Origin of the sequence: Rubripirellula amarantea (assembly GCF_007859865.1) — a bacterium.
GTDB classification, from domain to species: domain Bacteria; phylum Planctomycetota; class Planctomycetia; order Pirellulales; family Pirellulaceae; genus Rubripirellula; species Rubripirellula amarantea.
Map to the genome: position 1 here is coordinate 126,071 of NZ_SJPI01000004.1, position 15,243 is coordinate 141,313.

Here is a 15,243-nt window from a genome sequence, read left to right on the forward strand (position 1 = left end):
TCACTTAGATTGACCTGAACGTTCAGGGATTATTTGACACCCATCACGATTGTATCGATTGAACTTGTTGAAGCATCAGCTCTAACCTAGCCCCATCTCCGTCGAACCGTTTTGTATATTGAGCGGCTCGAACGGAAGCCATTTCTCTGGAGATACCCCATGACACGCCCGCTTAGTAAGATTGCCCCAAGTTGGTGGGACTACACAACCCTTGACCCAACGCTGCTAGCTGATGCGGCCAAACTCTCAGCCGAAGACCTATCGTCGATGTCACGCCCAGGATTTTCGGTTCGTATCATCGATACCCTCGAAGAGTTCTACCTAGCCGAAGCACTCGAGTACATCAACGCGTGGAAGCAATCCACCGATGATCGACCTACCGGCATCTGCGGGCCAATCGGTCCGACCGAACAATTGCCTCTGGTTGCCCGTTTAGTCAACGACCTTGAGATCGACATTCGTGCTGCCCACTTCTGGGGCATGGACGAATGGGTTGATGAGCATGGCAAGCCTGTCTCAATCGAGCACCCGTTGAGCTTTGCCAAAGCGGACATGGAAATGTGCTTCAACAAGATCAATCCCAAATTGCGAATGCCTGACTCTCACTTGCATTTCCCCGCCGGGGACCTAGACGCCTACTCCAAGACGTTTGACGAAATCGACTGCTTGGTGATGCAGGGCGGACAAGGCGAAGTCAAACATTGGGCGTTCAATGACCCGCCGAAACGAGAAGGCGAGCATCTCAATGCGCCGCCATCAGCCGCCGAGTATCGTCAGCTTAAGACTCGCGTGACCGACTTGCACCCCATGACGATCATTCAAAACGCTCGCACCAGTGGTGGTGGCCAAGTTGCACTCGTGCCCACTCAAGCGGCCACGGTCGGACCAGTTGAAACTTGGAAATCGAAATGCGTTTCCATTTGGCAAGCCGGCATGCACGACAACCCATTCGGCATCCGCCTTACCACGCTGATGATCTCGCAGGGCATCGCTGATGCCTCGGTTCCGATGTCGCTGCTGGCCGAACACGACGATGTCTGTTTCACGCTTCTTCGATCTGGTATCGGGGTTTGCGAAACCGAAATGCACTAACTCAGCGATGCAAAATCGCTGAGCCAACCTAGCGAAACGACAAATCAGTGTTGGTGATGTCCCCACGACGTGTAGCCGCCACTGACGTTTGCTACATCAAACCGGTGTTGCATAAGGATTCGTGTTGCCACATATCCTCGCTGTCCCACTTTGCAGTACGCGTTAATCTTCTGACCTTGCGGCAATTCTGATTTTCGTTCGCGAAGACTTTCCAGTGGGATATTGGTGGCCCCGGGAATATGCCCTGCTGCAAACTCACTCTCGCTTCGAACATCGAGCAAGAACGCACCGTTGTCGCCAGCCAAAGCGTTTGCGTGAACTAAAGGTTGATCACCGCGAACGACTCCCGAAGCAACAAACCCAGCCATGTTCACTGGATCTTTTGCGTGTCCGTATTGCGGCGCGTAGCACAACTCGACCTCTTCCAAATCGAATACCGTCATGCCCGCTTGAATCGCCATCGCGATCACGTCGATTCGTTTGTCGACGCCGCTAGTTCCTACGCACTGAGCCCCCAAAACCACGCCGGATTTTGGATCGAAAAGTAACTTTAATGTCAGCGGTTGAGCACCGGGATAGTAACCAGCATGATCCGATGGGTGGATGTAAACCTTCTCGTAAGCGATTGAACTTCGCTGTAGTACTTTTTCGCTAAGCCCCGTCATTGCAGCCGTCATACCAAATACGCCAACAATCGCCGTTCCCTGTGTCCCTCGATAACTCGACTCGCGACCAAAAATATGATCTGCGGCAATGCGGCCCTGACGGTTGGCTGGACCGGCAAGAGGTATTTGAATCGGCGTCTTTGACACAAAACACTGCACTTGCGAAACATCGCCGACCGCGTAAATGTCTGGATCACTCGTCTGCATATGCTCGTTCGTCACAACTCCACCGCGGGGAGCGCATTCGATTCCTGAATCGACTGCCAACTTGCTCTCCGGACGCACTCCGATGCTAACGACCGCAAAATCAGCTTCCATCGTTTCGCCAGACTTCAAAAGCATTCGCAAACCGCCTTGCGTCTCTTCAAAACGTTCGACCGAATCATTCAAGCGAATATCGACACCCTGCGCTCGCATATGAGCATCAATTGAGCCAATCATCTCGCGATCCCATGGTGTCAGAATTTGATCACCAAGTTCGACTAATGTGACGTGAATGCCTCGCGATACGAGGTTCTCAGCGACTTCAATGCCGATAAACCCACCGCCGACGATTACCGCTCGCTTGGCCGTGGAAGTGACCACCGCATGCATGCGGTCAGCATCCGCCAAGTCTCGCAATTCCATCACTCGCGAACTTTCAATTCCAGGAATCGCTGGCCGGAACGAAGCGGCACCCGTAGCGATAACCAGCTTGTCATAGGATTCAAGATAAGATTCGTTCGAATCAAGATTTCGAACATGAACAATGTGTTTTTCTCGATCGATTTGCGTCACTTCACTGCGCGTTCGCACGTCAAGACGGTGACGCTCTCTCAACATCTTCACCGGTGCAACCAGAAGTTTCTGACGAGACTCGATCTTTCCACCGACATAGTAAGGCAACCCACAGTTCGCAAAAGAAGGATGTTCGCCTCGTTCCAGGACAACAATCTCAGCTGTCTCGTCCAGCCGCCTAGCTCTCGCGGCCGCAGAAGCTCCTCCGGCAACGCCGCCAATGATCACAATTTTCATACTAACAACTTAGGTAATAGTTTTCCGGTACGCTCACGATGAATCTAGATTTCGAACCACGCCACTTAAACAGTTGCCTCAGTTGCGCAGGCCGCGCCATCGCTGCATTGGTTCCAAGGCATCTTTGCCAACAGCATTCCCATGCCACAGGTGTCGGTGACTCCGGCAAATGTTAATCCAGCACCGATGAATGCAGGAACGCCGGCCCACAGAGCATTGCTGGTGACAATCGCAGCCAGCGATCCGGCAAACGCCAGCGATCCGGCGGTAATGCGAACCTGCCGCTCGAGCGATATTGCTTTCTTGCCTCGCAAGACAGGCAATCCCGCCGCATCCCATGCGGAAGTGCCTCCGTCGACGCTAACCACACTATCCGCCCCGGCGTCAATGAATTGCTGACACGCCTTTGATGATCGTCCACCCGACTTGCAGATCACGTAAAGGACATCGTTGCTAGATTTGCGATGATTCTCGACCATCGTTTTGAACGGTGGCGAATCAAGAGGAACGTTCTGAGCGCCAATCGCGTGAACTTCACGGAACTCGACAGGCGTGCGAACATCGATTAAACGAATAGGCCCAATACTTTGTTTCTTGGCTAGTTCGTGAACGCTAATGGTTTGCATCGGATGTCTCCTAAGGGAATCAGCGAGGGCTCGCGACTATGCGAGAAAGAATACTGAAGGGCGAATTGTCCAATATCGCTATCGCACAAAGCGGTTTTCAACACACGCCATCAATTGCTGGAGATGTGGTTCGGCGATTTCATAGTAGACGTGTCGACCTTGACGTTCGCTGGTCAAAAAACCGCAGCGTTGCAGCAACCTAAGATGCTCGGATCCGACATTGTCGGGAATCTCACAATCCTCGGCCAACTCGCCAACCGAGTAGCGACCACTCAGCAAGAGTTGCACAATTCTCAATCGCACCGGATGAGCGAGCGTTTTCAAGCACTCAGCCGCTTCAGTGAATTCCTGAACCGAGCCTTTGGGCTTTACTTGCTGAGATTTCGCTTGCTGTTTCGTCTTCGATTTTGATGAGTTCGCCATTGGTTCTCCCTACGCCCTGAGATCATCATATCGACATATTACGATATGTCCATCATCACTTTGAATCGTTTTTGCAGAAGTTTCCGGTTCTCAAGCTATTCGCGACGTCCATTCCGCTCGGTCGATCACATCGCTGATAAACATCTGCTGAGCAACGAGGATGGATTCGTGCAACTGCTCGGCCGTCACGGAACCTGCTTTGTTGGACACATCAAGCGTTCCGGTGGCGTCGCTTAAAAATTCAACGGCATAGCCACGATGAAACGCTTGACGCGCAGTGGTGTCGCAGCATACCTGAGTCATGTAGCCAGCGATGCAGACAGTGTCGACATCGTTCGCTTTCAGGAAGTCATCGAGATCAGTATTGGTGAATGAACCTGGGAGTTGCTTATCGACAAGCAAGTCGCGCGGTCGCGATTCGACTTCCTCGAGCAGTTGCCACATATCGCTTCCATGCCGAAACATGGGCGAATCGGGATCGGGCTGATGATGCCTTACCACGACCGTCGGGATTTTTGCTTTTGCAGCATCGTCCATGACTGCAAGAATCGCTTCCAAATGGCCCGCGGGATGGCGGATCGGCAGTGCACCGTCAAAGTATTCTCTTTGAACATCAATCACAATGAGTCCGCGTTTCATCATTGACCCTTTCATAAGTTTGTAATGCGTGATCCAACGGGAACGCACTTCGCATAACGTTGGACCGAGGCATCATGATCGCCTTTAAGCTTTGCTCATCATACCCGTTCAGCTACACAAGCGTCCCCATGTGATCGCCCACGCGAGCGTATAGTTCCCGCTGTTGTTGAGAATTTTGGATCAGATCCTCGTCGAACTGAATGCGACCTGGTTCAAATATCAAGATGGTCGATGATCCTCCGAAGCGGAAGTAACCCTTCTCATCTCCCTTGCCAACCATCGCGCCCTCGTTGAACGTTTGGCAGATTCCGCCCACACAAGTTGCACCAATTTCCAACAACAAAACGTCGCCGAACGCTTCAGTTTCCAATACTGTTATGCAACGTTTGTTCGTGGCCAGGATCTGGATGTTCTGCCAAAGCGCAATGGGATTTACCGAATACAACGGGCCGTTGATAAGTCGCGTGCGACCGGCATGTCCCGCCGCAGGAAAGTGAAAGCGATGATAGTCGACCGGGCAAAGTCGAGAGAGCAGCAAACTTCCGCTGGCATAAGTCTCGGCGAGTTGGTCGTCATCAAGTAGCTTTGCCAAGTCAAACATTTCGCCCTTCACAAATAAACCTTCACACCGAGACAAGTCGGGAACACAAAGGTGACGACCATCGGCAGGGAAGACCACCGATGATGGGTCTGGATCAATCGGGCGTGCCTCGGGCTTGAGTTTGCGAAAGAAGAATTGGTTGAAATTATCGAACTCAGACGGCTCACGCAAGAACTCTCCCGCATCAAGGCCAAACTCTTTGATGAAGGGAGCAATCTTGTCTTTAGATACCGGGCGATCCATTCGCCATCCATACCAATGCGAAAACAGAGGCCGCTTAACCAACGTGTGTAACGCTGACTTTCCCAAAGCTGTGCCGTACGTCCAGCGAAGAAACTTGTCGCCGTAGACCTCTTCGATGCATGTCTCGCGACGATACCGATCGTAATAGACGATTTCGTCCATGAATGCATGAACCCGTTGGAAGTGAAAGTCTAAAAATGAAAACCAAGCGACCGCAAACGTGAATCGAGACTGCCGCTAGTACACCACCGCAATGTCGTCACGACTTTGCAATTTGCTTCGTTTCGTTCGCGATCGCGTGCTGATCGTTTCGTCCGACATGGAACTCGACAGCGACCAAGCATAACGACGCTGACAGAATTGCGTGCGGCGAATTGTAGTGGAACAGAGGACGAAAGGCATCCGCCTTACCTATGCAATCGCAACAGGTCGCTGCAACGGTTGTCTGAACTAACAGAAGCGAGTTTGCACGTCATGGATTGCCAACACTAACAGGAACTATCAATGCGTTCACCTCGAATCACTTTTCGCTACACAGCTTCGCTGAGCTGGATTTATTTTGCGAACCCGGAATCCATCAGATCGCTCCCAGTAGTGGTACCGAACTTACCCGCTGTCACACCGAACAATTATCGGAGAGACCCTAGCGGTGTATTCTTCTGAGCGATCCAGGTGACTTCTATACTTCTGCGCTATCAACGTTCATTCCAAGGTCTACCTCCAGCGGTTTGGAGCTTGGCGCTGGTGATGCTTGTCAATCGTAGCGGAGCGATGGTGATTCCGTTTCTATCGCTGTACCTCGCGCACGAAATGGGCTGGGGTGAACTATTCGCAGGAAAGTCAATCGCAGTCTACGGCGCCGGCGCTTGCGTTGGTGCATACCTAGGCGGTCGACTTGCAGCGTGCATTGGCGCGCAGCGAGTTCAACAGTATTCGTTGCTAGGAAACGCGATCGGTCTTTGCGTACTTTCGATGATGGATACCAAGGCCAGTATTCTGGTGACCCTCTTTTGCCTGAGTGTTGTTTCCGAAGCCTTTCGTCCTGCCAACGTAACGGCAATCTGTGAATCGGTGCCGGACCACCTCCAACGCCGCGCTTTCGCCTTGAATCGAATGGCGATCAATCTCGGCTTCACACTCGGACCAGCAATTGGCGGTGTCTTGGCAGGTATTAGCTACTCGATGCTGTTCTACGTCGATGCGGCATCCTGCATCGGTGCAGCATTCGTCTTGATCCGATCGAAACATCTTGGACGTTGTCACAAGGCTCGGCCAGCGGAGGTTCACAATGTGTTGGACAATGCTGACGGCATGACTTTAGTTCGACCTTTTCACTTTGCCGCCTTCTTAGGTCTCTCATTGCTCGTTTTCCTGATCTTCTTCCAATTGATGAGCACCTACCCAATCTACTTGAGAAACCAACTCGGGATGCTCGAGTGGCAGATCGGGTCACTCATGTCCATCAACACCCTCATGATTGTCGCTTTCGAAATGGTGTTGGTAGAGTCGATGCAGAAGTATCAATCCTTGTCCGTGATGGCTTTGGGTGTCTTCATACTCTGCGAAGGTTTCGCGCTGCTTAGCGTTGGTGGCGGAGCGGGAATCGCAATCGCAGCGTTGGTCGTGTGGACGATTGGCGAAATGATGGTGATGCCCGTGATGATGACATTTGTGGCCCAATCATGCGAACCGAACTATCGCTCACGACGCATCGGAGTGTACTCAACGACGCTATCGGTTGCGTTTGTGCTTGCGCCGTTGCTTGGTGCGTGGTGCTATTCCATTTACCCAGCTTTTATTTGGTGGCTCGCGGCCCTGATAGGTCCCATCGCAAGCTTGGGTTTACTGCAACTTCGATTCGAAATCGATCGAGGCTGCGGCGTGAATGAACCTTCCGTAGTTCAGTCGCGAGAACAGGCAATTCGCGAATTACGCGTAGACATGATTGATCCACATGTCTAGCTGCAAACTGCTACCAACGAATCAACTTTCGGGGTGTTCAGTTTCCATGTCTTGCAGAAGCAAGTTTAGTGCGCCGACCGACATGCTTATTTCCCGTAGCAGGACAGCGAGCGATCCTACCATCAAAATTAGGCTTAAAGCAAAGACGATCTTACCCACTACCACTAACCCGGCGAACAACAATCCCATGCAAACGGTACATGACAACAAGCTTGAAACGCCTAGCGTCTGCATGTCACGGATTAGATTGACCCGTTTTCGTAGATTGGCAATTTGCGCTGCTGCAATCGGATCGGACGTCGCTAAGTACTCGACGTGCAACTTACGTATGATCGAAGCCAAAGTCAGGAAGCGATTGGTGTAAACCAATAGCAACAAGGAAATTGTCGAAAATAGTAGCGCGGGTGTGGTGAGTTCAATGTTCACGTTCGATCCTTCTTCGTTTGGTCAAGCATTCGCTTCTCAGCGCTGCTTGGCTCGCTCTTCTTTGCGAGCAGGAAAATCAACAACGACAAGTTTTTGATTTGGCTCATCCCAAGCGTATTCTTGGTAGTACGGAAGCATAGGCAGCCGGATGCCATTTCCACTACCTGGCTTGATGATTTCGGCCATGAATGTTGGGTGATCCAGAGGTTCAGGATCACGAATGCTGCTGGCGTTGCGAAGCTGAATTGCTTTTTCAACACCCATACCACCGATCTTTCCGACCGATGTGCGATACGCTCCCGCACTTGCCAACAATGGATTGGAAGTCTCTACCGACGTACTCGCCAACACAGCCCCATTAGCGATCGCTTCTTCAAGAACGAGGACATTCTGAGTCGTCTTGCCAATTATTTCGCGGGGTGTCGCTTCTTCCGCAGTCACGCCGGGAGTCGTTGATTCTTTCGTTTTGTCGGCCTGAGATGCAGTGGGCATGCAACCGGCAAGCATAGAACAAGTCACGATTCCGACGGCGTACAGAGATTTCATTTGAGCGTCCCGAGTTTGAAGAAGAGTTAGGATTCGCAACCAGTAGGCAGCGAGTTCAACTTGGCGAAACGTACCTCCGTTCGCCAACATACTGCACCATATTCACGTTGTAGGCAACGAGCATTTACTTATGGTTGATCATTTTACGGATGCCATGATCAAGGGCATCGATTTGCGCTTTCGCTTTGTCCATCGGCAAACCCTTAGCAACGCCGGGTCGTTGATGACCGACGTGGTCAAGCCATGCCAAGTGCATCACGCCTTGCCGTTTGCGGACAAGATTCGTCAATTCGTCGTTGGTCGAAAGTTGATCCTTGAGCCCCAAGCCGGATAAAACCGCCTTAGCAAACATCGCATGGCCATCCTTGGTCAAGTGAATCCCATCGGTCGTTAACATTGCATCAGGATCCGACTCTCGCAACTGCGTTAACTTCTCAGAAAGCGGCGAATAGACATCAACAATAAGATCAACGTCGAGGTTGACGTCCGCTTGCAACGAGCGAATGTACTGGGCGTACCTCGCCATGACCTCGCTATCGTAATTTTCGTAGATCGTTTCCCAGGAAAACACTTTGGCGTCACGTCCCGCCAAATGTCCTGACTTTTGATACGGCAACGGATCAAAAGGGGGCGGCGTGATCAGTACTAAATTGGCCCCCGAAGCTTTCACTTTCGCGATGAGCGTTTCGATGCCAGATTGGAAGGCCGCGAAACGATCTTCACTGAACGGGTGATAGATCGCATCATTCACGCCGTAGCACGCTACGACGATCTCGGGTTGCGTTTTCGCGAGGACACGGTCAATTCTTTCAAGTACGCATGGTCGGGGAAACGGATGAGTCGGTTCACTAAGACCACTACATGTTTCACTCGCCAGTCCCAGATTGACCATCTCAGGTGACTTCCCGTACTGATCAAGCACCGCAGCCTCGAACTGGACCAGCCATTCGCCCGCATGCAGATTGGAGTCTCCCAAGAAAACAACCTGGTCGCACTCCAGAAAATCAAGCTTTGATTCGCTCGAGTCTTCTATTTCAACCGACGGCTTATCAGCGAACACGGTTGGAGCCACCGCAAGGCATACTCCTAAACACAGCAAACGAATCATGAGGTTCCAAGGGTACGAGGCAAACGAAGCTTAACAGTGCCTCAATGTAGCCTCGGGCCGACCTTGAAACAATCAATTGCCGAGTCCAACTTCGTGGCAAACGTACCGTAACCGCAATCGCATGCGTCCAGATTCACTGATGCAGAGGATTGGCTTAACAGTAACAATGTGCATGATGGAATCAAAATCCAGCTAGTGAAGCCCGCTGATACCGCCTCATGAAATTGCCGACCCCCTCCATTCGCAAACTCTTCCGAGAGCACTTTCCAGGCGAAAGACCGCTGAAGATCCCGATGACGAATTTGTCCGCGACGGCTCGAACTTGGCAAGAGAAAGTGATCGCACTCGAGGGCACTCTTTTGTCAAACCACCCGGGCGATCGCGATTCTCGCTCGCGAACGCTCTGCCGATTCACGATTCCGGACCCTCATACGGCCAGCCTATACCTGCGACGCGACGAATTGAGGCTCGAATACAACAACGATCACGAACTGATCGTCAAAGCACATGCCAACACAAAGTCGCAAATCGTGGCCTCCGTCAGCGACTTGAGCGAAATCGAAGGGTTCGTTCGATCGGTCCTTGCTCAGTACGCACGGCGACATGCACTGGCCAAAAAACGCGAAAAAGTACGCGGTTTTAAGTCGAAAGCGATCGTTGCCCAAGTCAAAGCACTAGCCAAAGAAGAACAATTCGACTTCGCAACCGAATCCGACACTCAGAAACTAAAGCTGTTTGTCAAACTTTCGGAATCCCATCTGATCGAGATCCATGTCCCATTTAGCCAGTTCGAGAAAAACTTACCGCGACTTCGAGCGACGATCTCGTCGATGCGTGAACTGTATTCCAATGGGCTCCGATTCAAGGTCGCATCGATAAAGACGTTCCCATGGAAATTGGAATGGACGAAGCACCACGCGTGACGATTCACCGCCGATTCGATCCCATCACCACCACATAAATCATCACCGCTTAATTAATTATTAACGAAGAGAACACATTGCCTGTACGAATCGACGCTAGCGAACTGATCGACTTGCTTCAAGCTACTCCTGCGGACCAGAACATCATGCTGGTTGGGCGACACGGGATTGGGAAGTCACAGATCATCACATCGCATTTTGAAAACGATGGCATGCAAGTTGTGTCATTCTTCCTCGGTCAAATGAGCGACCCTGGCGACTTGATCGGTCTGCTTCACAAGGATGCCGCCACCGGACGTAGCGACTTTTTGCCGCCGTATTGGTGGCCGGAACCCGATCAACCCATTGTTTTGTTCTTGGATGAACTCAACCGAGCGCGTCCTGAGATATTGCAAGCCGTGATGGAACTTGCGCTCAACAAAAGGTTGGCGGGAAAGCGACTACCCGCCGGCAGCCGTATCGTTTCGGCGGTTAACGAGGGCGACGAGTATCAGTTGACCGACTTGGATCCCGCGCTGGTTTCTCGTTTCAATCTTTACGAGTTTGCGCCGACGCTCGACGATTGGTTGCTTTGGGCCGCGAAGGCGGGCATCGACACTCGAGTCGCTGCATTCATCGAAAACCAACCTCAGTACCTCGATGGAATTGGCCTCGCCGAGAATGCCCCCGATCAGGATGCGATGATGTCAGGGCTGGTAAAGACACCAGACCGCCGCGGTTGGGAACGCGTTTCGAACTTGATCGCCGATAGCGACAACCTCTCTTCGCTGCACATCAAACTCATTGCCGGAATCGTCGGATCGTCAGCGGCCAACGCGTTCCGAAAGAGCTTGGCTCCACCGCTTCCAGTGACGCCCGAAGAAGTCTTGTTGAACTTTGCCAAGAAACGCAAGGTGATAGAGAAAATGCTGTTGCCAGAGTTGGTCCTTCTTAACACGCAGATCCTTCGGTGGATCAGCAACGGTTCATGCCCAGAACCCCATGCCGAGAAAGCACGAGCCGGGTTGCTGAGCCATTTAAAATTGATCCGAAAACGAAAGCTTGATGAGGCTGTCGCTCATTTTGTGTCTCAGGTTGATAAGCCCAAATTTGAACCCGCCATGGCGTTTGTTTCCGAATCCATCGAGCTGACCTCGTTGATGACCGATTACATGGATGGAATCCGTGTCGATTGATCAACCCAAGTCGAAACACGATCATCGCACGAGTGCCAAAGCCCGCATCAGCCGCGTGGTAGAGTCTTGGTTCTTAACGGAACCCATGCTATTTGCCGCCTGGACGACGCATCACGTTGTCACCGAACCACGCGTGAAAACGATCCGCGTCGGCCGCGGAAAGGTAGAATACAATTCTGCGTTCATCGAAAGCCTCAAGTCGAACGAACTGAAGGAAGTACTTGCGTTTGAGGCGATGCGGATCTTGCTAGGGCATCCCTACGCGCGGCGGCAACCGAATGCGGAACTCACTTACGCAGCCAGCAACTTAACGGTCCAAGAATACCTGCGGACCAAACTGCCAATCCCTCGACCGCGTGAGCTGTTCGATAGCGATCAATTCGATAGCCAGTACTTTGAATATTACTATCGCGAACTTTCCGAACGCGCAACTGGTACGAGCGACGAATCGCCGAACAAACAACCTGACGCCGAAGATGCAGGCGGCGGTGCTGACAACGATGCGAAGCACGAAGATACCAGTCAAAGTGACGCATCTAACGAAGAGCCTAACAACGAGCCGGAACAAAACGGCGCTGACCAAGGCGACGACGCGCCAGGTGACAGCGACGTGGGGGACAGCGAAGCGAGTGACAGCGAAGCGAGTGACAAAAATCCAAAGCATGACGATACAAGCGAAAACGGACAGGGATCATCCAATAGCGATTTGCAGGCTTACGCCGATCCTATGTCCGTGGGGATCGAGAACACTTCGCAATGGGACGAAGATGAGTTGTTCCAAGATGAAGTTCACGCTCTGATTCGGGAAGCATCTGAACACGATGGATGGGGCACACTATCACTGAGCGCGCGGGAACAATTGCAGGCTACACTCAACCCCGTGCTCGACTACCGCGCCGTGCTGCGTAGTTTCCGTCAAAGTGTGATGTCGGTGAACCGTCGCTTGACGCGAATGAAACCAAGTCGGCGATATGGCTTTGATCAGCTTGGATCTCGCTATGACTTTACCACCAAGCTGCTATTCGCCGTTGACGTCTCGGGCTCCATGGGCAGCCAAGATCTTTCGCTGGGCTTCTCGGTGGTGAGCCGCTTCTTTCGCTATGGCGTGGAATCGGTCGATGTGATCTGGTTCGATTCCGAAATTCGCGGCGGACCACTGACACTTCGACGAGCTCGTCATTCTTTCGAAATTTCTGGACGTGGCGGAACGAATTTCCAGCCGTTGATGGCCTACCTTGATCAACACCGACAATATGACGGTCTGATTGTCTTTACCGACGGTCAGGCACCGGTACCTCGTAAACCGAAAAACAGTCGAACTCAAGTGTTGTGGTTGTTGAAAGACCGATCGAGTTACCAATCGCTTTCCAGTGGACTATCGAAAATCGGCAGATCTGCCTTTTTGCGAATGTAACGCTAATTACCCATCGCCGCCTTACGCTAACCTTAAGCACTAAAGCTGATGACCGAATCTCCTTCGACGCCGAATCCGCCTTTAATCCTGCTCACAGGTGCGACCGGGTACGTCGGAGGACGGCTGAAGCGTCTGCTCGAAGAAAGCGGTCACCGGTTGCGCTGCATGGCACGCCGTCCAGAAAACCTGTCGGATCGGATTGGGCAGCAAACCGACGTTGTCTTTGGTGACGTGCTCGACCGAGACTCATTGGACGCTCCCATGCAAGGCGTGCATACGGCTTACTATTTAATTCACTCGATGGGAGTAGGAGACGACTTTGAAAGCGATGACCGCAAAGCGGCAATGAACTTTGCCCACGCGGCGAAGCAGGCGGGTGTGAAGCGGATCATCTATCTTGGTGGACTTGGCGCCGACGACGATGACTTATCATTGCACCTGAGAAGCCGTCATGAAGTCGGCAAAGTGCTTCAGCAATCCGGGGCTCAGGTGATCGAGTTCCGAGCTTCCATTATCATCGGTTCGGGCAGCCTTTCGTTTGACTTGGTGCGTTCGCTTGTCCGCAAGCTGCCGGTCATGGTTTGGCCAAAATGGGTGTCAACCGAAGCATCGCCCATCGCAATTCGAGACGTGCTCGCATACCTGACGGAAGTCTTGGAACATCCGATTGGCGACAACAAGGTTTACGAAATTGGAGGACCCGAAACGGTTTCTTACGGCGGAATCATGGAAGAGTACGCGCGGCAACGTGGTCTCCGACGGCTAAAGATACGCGTTCCGTTTCTGTCGCCTCGCATCAGCAGCTTGTGGCTGGGTTTGGTGACACCGGTCTACGCTCGAATTGGACGCAAGCTTGTCGAAGGCCTCGCCAACCCCACTGTCGTGACCAATGAAGCAGCGATTGAGGACTTTACCGTCCGCCCCTGTGATGTGAAGCAGGCGATTGCCCGAGCGATTGAAAAGGAAGACCAAGAGATGGTCGAGACCCGTTGGTCCGACGCGTTATCGTCTTCCGGCCGGGTTACACGTTGGGGCGGAGTAACGTTTGGAAGTCGGGTGGTCGATTCGCGTACCGAAACAGTTCACTTAGCAGCCGAACAGGCCTTCGAACCCATCGCAAGAATCGGTGGGTCCACGGGATGGTACTACGGAAATTGGCTGTGGATGGTGCGAGGATTCATGGACCAACTCGTAGGTGGAGTAGGACTGCGTCGCGGACGTCGACACCCAACTGACTTGCGAGTGGGTGAAGCGGTCGACTTTTGGCGGGTCGAACATCTTGAACCTGGTAGGCGGTTGCGGTTGTTCGCTGAGATGAAGCTTCCTGGTCGTGCATGGCTCGATTTTGAAGTGACCGAGAAGCAGCCCGGTCAGTCGGTGATTCGACAAACCGCTGAGTTTGATCCGATCGGAATCATGGGCCTTGCATATTGGTACGCGGTATGGCCACTACACCAATTTGTGTTCTCCGGCATGCTTCGCAATATCGCACGTGCTGCAGAACGACTAGCGTCGAAGAACCACGCTTAGAAGATTCATCTCGCAAGGCGTGGTTGGAAGATCAACGACGTTAACGCTTTCGTTGCGCCACGTGAACTTTTCCAGCGGCATTCGACTACGCTGCCGCCGAATCCGACTCGACGTTGCTTTCTAGCACCAGTGATCGCAGCGACGAGGCTAACCCGTCGAGCGCTTCGTCACGCAATTGCACGTGGCGACTCGACCATGCACGATTGAGCCAAACGTCGATACCCAAGTACGGTCGGGAGTTAAAGATTCCTCGCATCGACTTAGTCAACGAGTCGTTAATTCCACGCCCCGGATAGTTGCGACGCACCTTCAACATTGGTGCCTGATCATACATCTCGTCGATCCAATCCAAGCAGAGATCAACTTCGTCGTTCCTCGACGGATCGTATAGAAGCCCAACATCCGTCCGTCGAGGTTTCCCTTTCGGACCTCGAAAAGCAAAAGACCGGATCGACAAATGCACCATGTACGTATACCGATTCAACATCGAATCGATCTTACGCTCGACCATCTCGCGATAGGGATGATAGATTTCGGTCAGCAAAACGTCTCGATCCTCAACCGACCATTGTCGACAAGGCGTGCTGAACAAACTGCGGTGGTGCAATGATCGCCGAACGTCAACCAAGTGGGGCGAAAATTCATTGGCAATCAGCGGAGCACCGAGTTGCTTCGAGAGCCGTTCGGCCGCCCACCTTGCGGCCGAATCACCTTGAAGATCCGCTGGCATGCTGGGACGCCGCGTGCGCTTGCCGGACTGCGAGGTCGCTCGCAACCCTTGCTGCAGTGACGCGGGAACCGCATTGCCACCTCCTTCGCAAGTGATTAGCAAGCACATCAGAGGTCAACTTAATAT

General features: G+C 52.5%; 15 protein-coding genes. 6 read left to right on the plus strand and 9 right to left on the minus strand.

The window, feature by feature from the left end; genetic code table 11:
* The first annotated feature begins 159 nt into the window (after window positions 1–159).
* The gene (locus Pla22_RS24375) at window positions 160–1,092 is read left to right on the plus strand and encodes a sugar phosphate isomerase family (RefSeq protein ID WP_146517509.1); all 933 of its coding nucleotides are present in this window, start codon (window positions 160–162) and stop codon (window positions 1,090–1,092) included.
* 44 nt (window positions 1,093–1,136) lie between these two features.
* On the opposite strand, the gene Pla22_RS24380 is transcribed toward Pla22_RS24375, so the two are convergent.
* From Pla22_RS24380 to Pla22_RS24400, 5 genes are all read right to left on the minus strand, one after another.
* Window positions 1,137–2,771: an FAD-dependent oxidoreductase gene (locus Pla22_RS24380; protein ID WP_146517510.1), complete on the minus strand. Its 1,635-nt coding sequence runs from the start codon at window positions 2,769–2,771 to the stop codon at window positions 1,137–1,139.
* A gap of 65 nt (window positions 2,772–2,836) precedes the next feature.
* On the minus strand, window positions 2,837–3,397 hold the full coding sequence (locus tag Pla22_RS24385) for a rhodanese-like domain-containing protein (protein ID WP_146517511.1): 561 nt from the start codon (window positions 3,395–3,397) through the stop codon (window positions 2,837–2,839).
* Between the two features lie 78 nt (window positions 3,398–3,475).
* Window positions 3,476–3,820, minus strand: coding sequence for an ArsR/SmtB family transcription factor (locus tag Pla22_RS24390; protein ID WP_146517512.1), 345 nt, complete (start codon window positions 3,818–3,820; stop codon window positions 3,476–3,478).
* A gap of 90 nt (window positions 3,821–3,910) precedes the next feature.
* A complete protein-coding gene (locus Pla22_RS24395) occupies window positions 3,911–4,459 on the minus strand; it encodes a cysteine hydrolase family protein (protein ID WP_146517513.1) in 549 nt (182 codons plus the stop codon).
* Between the two features lie 112 nt (window positions 4,460–4,571).
* On the minus strand, window positions 4,572–5,465 hold the full coding sequence (locus Pla22_RS24400) for a phosphatidylserine decarboxylase (protein ID WP_146517514.1): 894 nt from the start codon (window positions 5,463–5,465) through the stop codon (window positions 4,572–4,574).
* A gap of 510 nt (window positions 5,466–5,975) precedes the next feature.
* On the opposite strand from Pla22_RS24400, the gene Pla22_RS24405 reads away from it, so the two are divergent.
* Window positions 5,976–7,265 (plus strand): MFS transporter, encoded by a 1,290-nt coding sequence (locus Pla22_RS24405; protein ID WP_146517515.1) that lies wholly within the window; start codon window positions 5,976–5,978, stop codon window positions 7,263–7,265.
* 21 nt (window positions 7,266–7,286) lie between these two features.
* On the opposite strand, the gene Pla22_RS24410 is transcribed toward Pla22_RS24405, so the two are convergent.
* From Pla22_RS24410 to Pla22_RS24420, 3 genes are read right to left on the minus strand one after another with little or no spacing between them, the layout of a single operon-like run.
* Window positions 7,287–7,691: a DUF2721 domain-containing protein gene (locus tag Pla22_RS24410; protein WP_146517516.1), complete on the minus strand. Its 405-nt coding sequence runs from the start codon at window positions 7,689–7,691 to the stop codon at window positions 7,287–7,289.
* Between the two features lie 36 nt (window positions 7,692–7,727).
* Window positions 7,728–8,327, minus strand: a complete 600-nt coding sequence (locus Pla22_RS24415; RefSeq protein ID WP_146517517.1) for a hypothetical protein — start codon at window positions 8,325–8,327, stop codon at window positions 7,728–7,730.
* Between the two features lie 34 nt (window positions 8,328–8,361).
* Window positions 8,362–9,345 (minus strand): GDSL-type esterase/lipase family protein, encoded by a 984-nt coding sequence (locus tag Pla22_RS24420; protein WP_146517518.1) that lies wholly within the window; start codon window positions 9,343–9,345, stop codon window positions 8,362–8,364.
* Window positions 9,346–9,638: 293 nt separating this feature from the next.
* Here Pla22_RS24420 and Pla22_RS24425 point away from each other — a divergent pair, with 293 nt between their 5' ends.
* The 4 genes from Pla22_RS24425 to Pla22_RS24440 all read left to right on the plus strand — a co-directional run bounded on the left by Pla22_RS24425 (window position 9,639) and on the right by Pla22_RS24440 (window position 14,387).
* Complete coding sequence (locus Pla22_RS24425; RefSeq protein WP_242632314.1) at window positions 9,639–10,268, plus strand: hypothetical protein; 630 nt, start codon at window positions 9,639–9,641, stop codon at window positions 10,266–10,268.
* Window positions 10,269–10,345: 77 nt separating this feature from the next.
* Window positions 10,346–11,443, plus strand: a complete 1,098-nt coding sequence (locus tag Pla22_RS24430; RefSeq protein WP_146517520.1) for an AAA family ATPase — start codon at window positions 10,346–10,348, stop codon at window positions 11,441–11,443.
* Window positions 11,424–12,857, plus strand: coding sequence for a DUF2201 family putative metallopeptidase (locus Pla22_RS24435; protein WP_146517521.1), 1,434 nt, complete (start codon window positions 11,424–11,426; stop codon window positions 12,855–12,857). The genes Pla22_RS24430 and Pla22_RS24435 overlap by 20 nt, the downstream gene beginning before the upstream one ends.
* Window positions 12,858–12,905: 48 nt before the next feature.
* A complete protein-coding gene (locus Pla22_RS24440) occupies window positions 12,906–14,387 on the plus strand; it encodes an SDR family oxidoreductase (RefSeq protein ID WP_146517522.1) in 1,482 nt (493 codons plus the stop codon).
* 85 nt (window positions 14,388–14,472) lie between these two features.
* Here the strand turns inward: Pla22_RS24440 and Pla22_RS24445 are convergent, their stop codons facing one another.
* The gene (locus Pla22_RS24445; protein WP_146517523.1) at window positions 14,473–15,225 is read right to left on the minus strand and encodes an N-formylglutamate amidohydrolase; all 753 of its coding nucleotides are present in this window, start codon (window positions 15,223–15,225) and stop codon (window positions 14,473–14,475) included.
* Window positions 15,226–15,243: the final 18 nt, after the last annotated feature.

Coding starts and splice junctions, on each gene's coding strand:
- Pla22_RS24420 (WP_146517518.1), bottom strand. CDS start 9,345: ATGATTCGTTTGCTGTGTTTAGGAGTATGCCTTGCGGTGGCTCCAACC.
- Pla22_RS24415 (WP_146517517.1), bottom strand. CDS start 8,327: ATGTTGGCGAACGGAGGTACGTTTCGCCAAGTTGAACTCGCTGCCTAC.
- Pla22_RS24425 (WP_242632314.1), top strand. CDS start 9,639: ATGACGAATTTGTCCGCGACGGCTCGAACTTGGCAAGAGAAAGTGATC.
- Pla22_RS24440 (WP_146517522.1), top strand. CDS start 12,906: ATGACCGAATCTCCTTCGACGCCGAATCCGCCTTTAATCCTGCTCACA.
- Pla22_RS24445 (WP_146517523.1), bottom strand. CDS start 15,225: ATGTGCTTGCTAATCACTTGCGAAGGAGGTGGCAATGCGGTTCCCGCG.
- Pla22_RS24375 (WP_146517509.1), top strand. CDS start 160: ATGACACGCCCGCTTAGTAAGATTGCCCCAAGTTGGTGGGACTACACA.
- Pla22_RS24400 (WP_146517514.1), bottom strand. CDS start 5,465: ATGGACGAAATCGTCTATTACGATCGGTATCGTCGCGAGACATGCATC.
- Pla22_RS24380 (WP_146517510.1), bottom strand. CDS start 2,771: ATGAAAATTGTGATCATTGGCGGCGTTGCCGGAGGAGCTTCTGCGGCC.
- Pla22_RS24435 (WP_146517521.1), top strand. CDS start 11,424: ATGGAATCCGTGTCGATTGATCAACCCAAGTCGAAACACGATCATCGC.
- Pla22_RS24390 (WP_146517512.1), bottom strand. CDS start 3,820: ATGGCGAACTCATCAAAATCGAAGACGAAACAGCAAGCGAAATCTCAG.
- Pla22_RS24395 (WP_146517513.1), bottom strand. CDS start 4,459: ATGAAACGCGGACTCATTGTGATTGATGTTCAAAGAGAATACTTTGAC.
- Pla22_RS24385 (WP_146517511.1), bottom strand. CDS start 3,397: ATGCAAACCATTAGCGTTCACGAACTAGCCAAGAAACAAAGTATTGGG.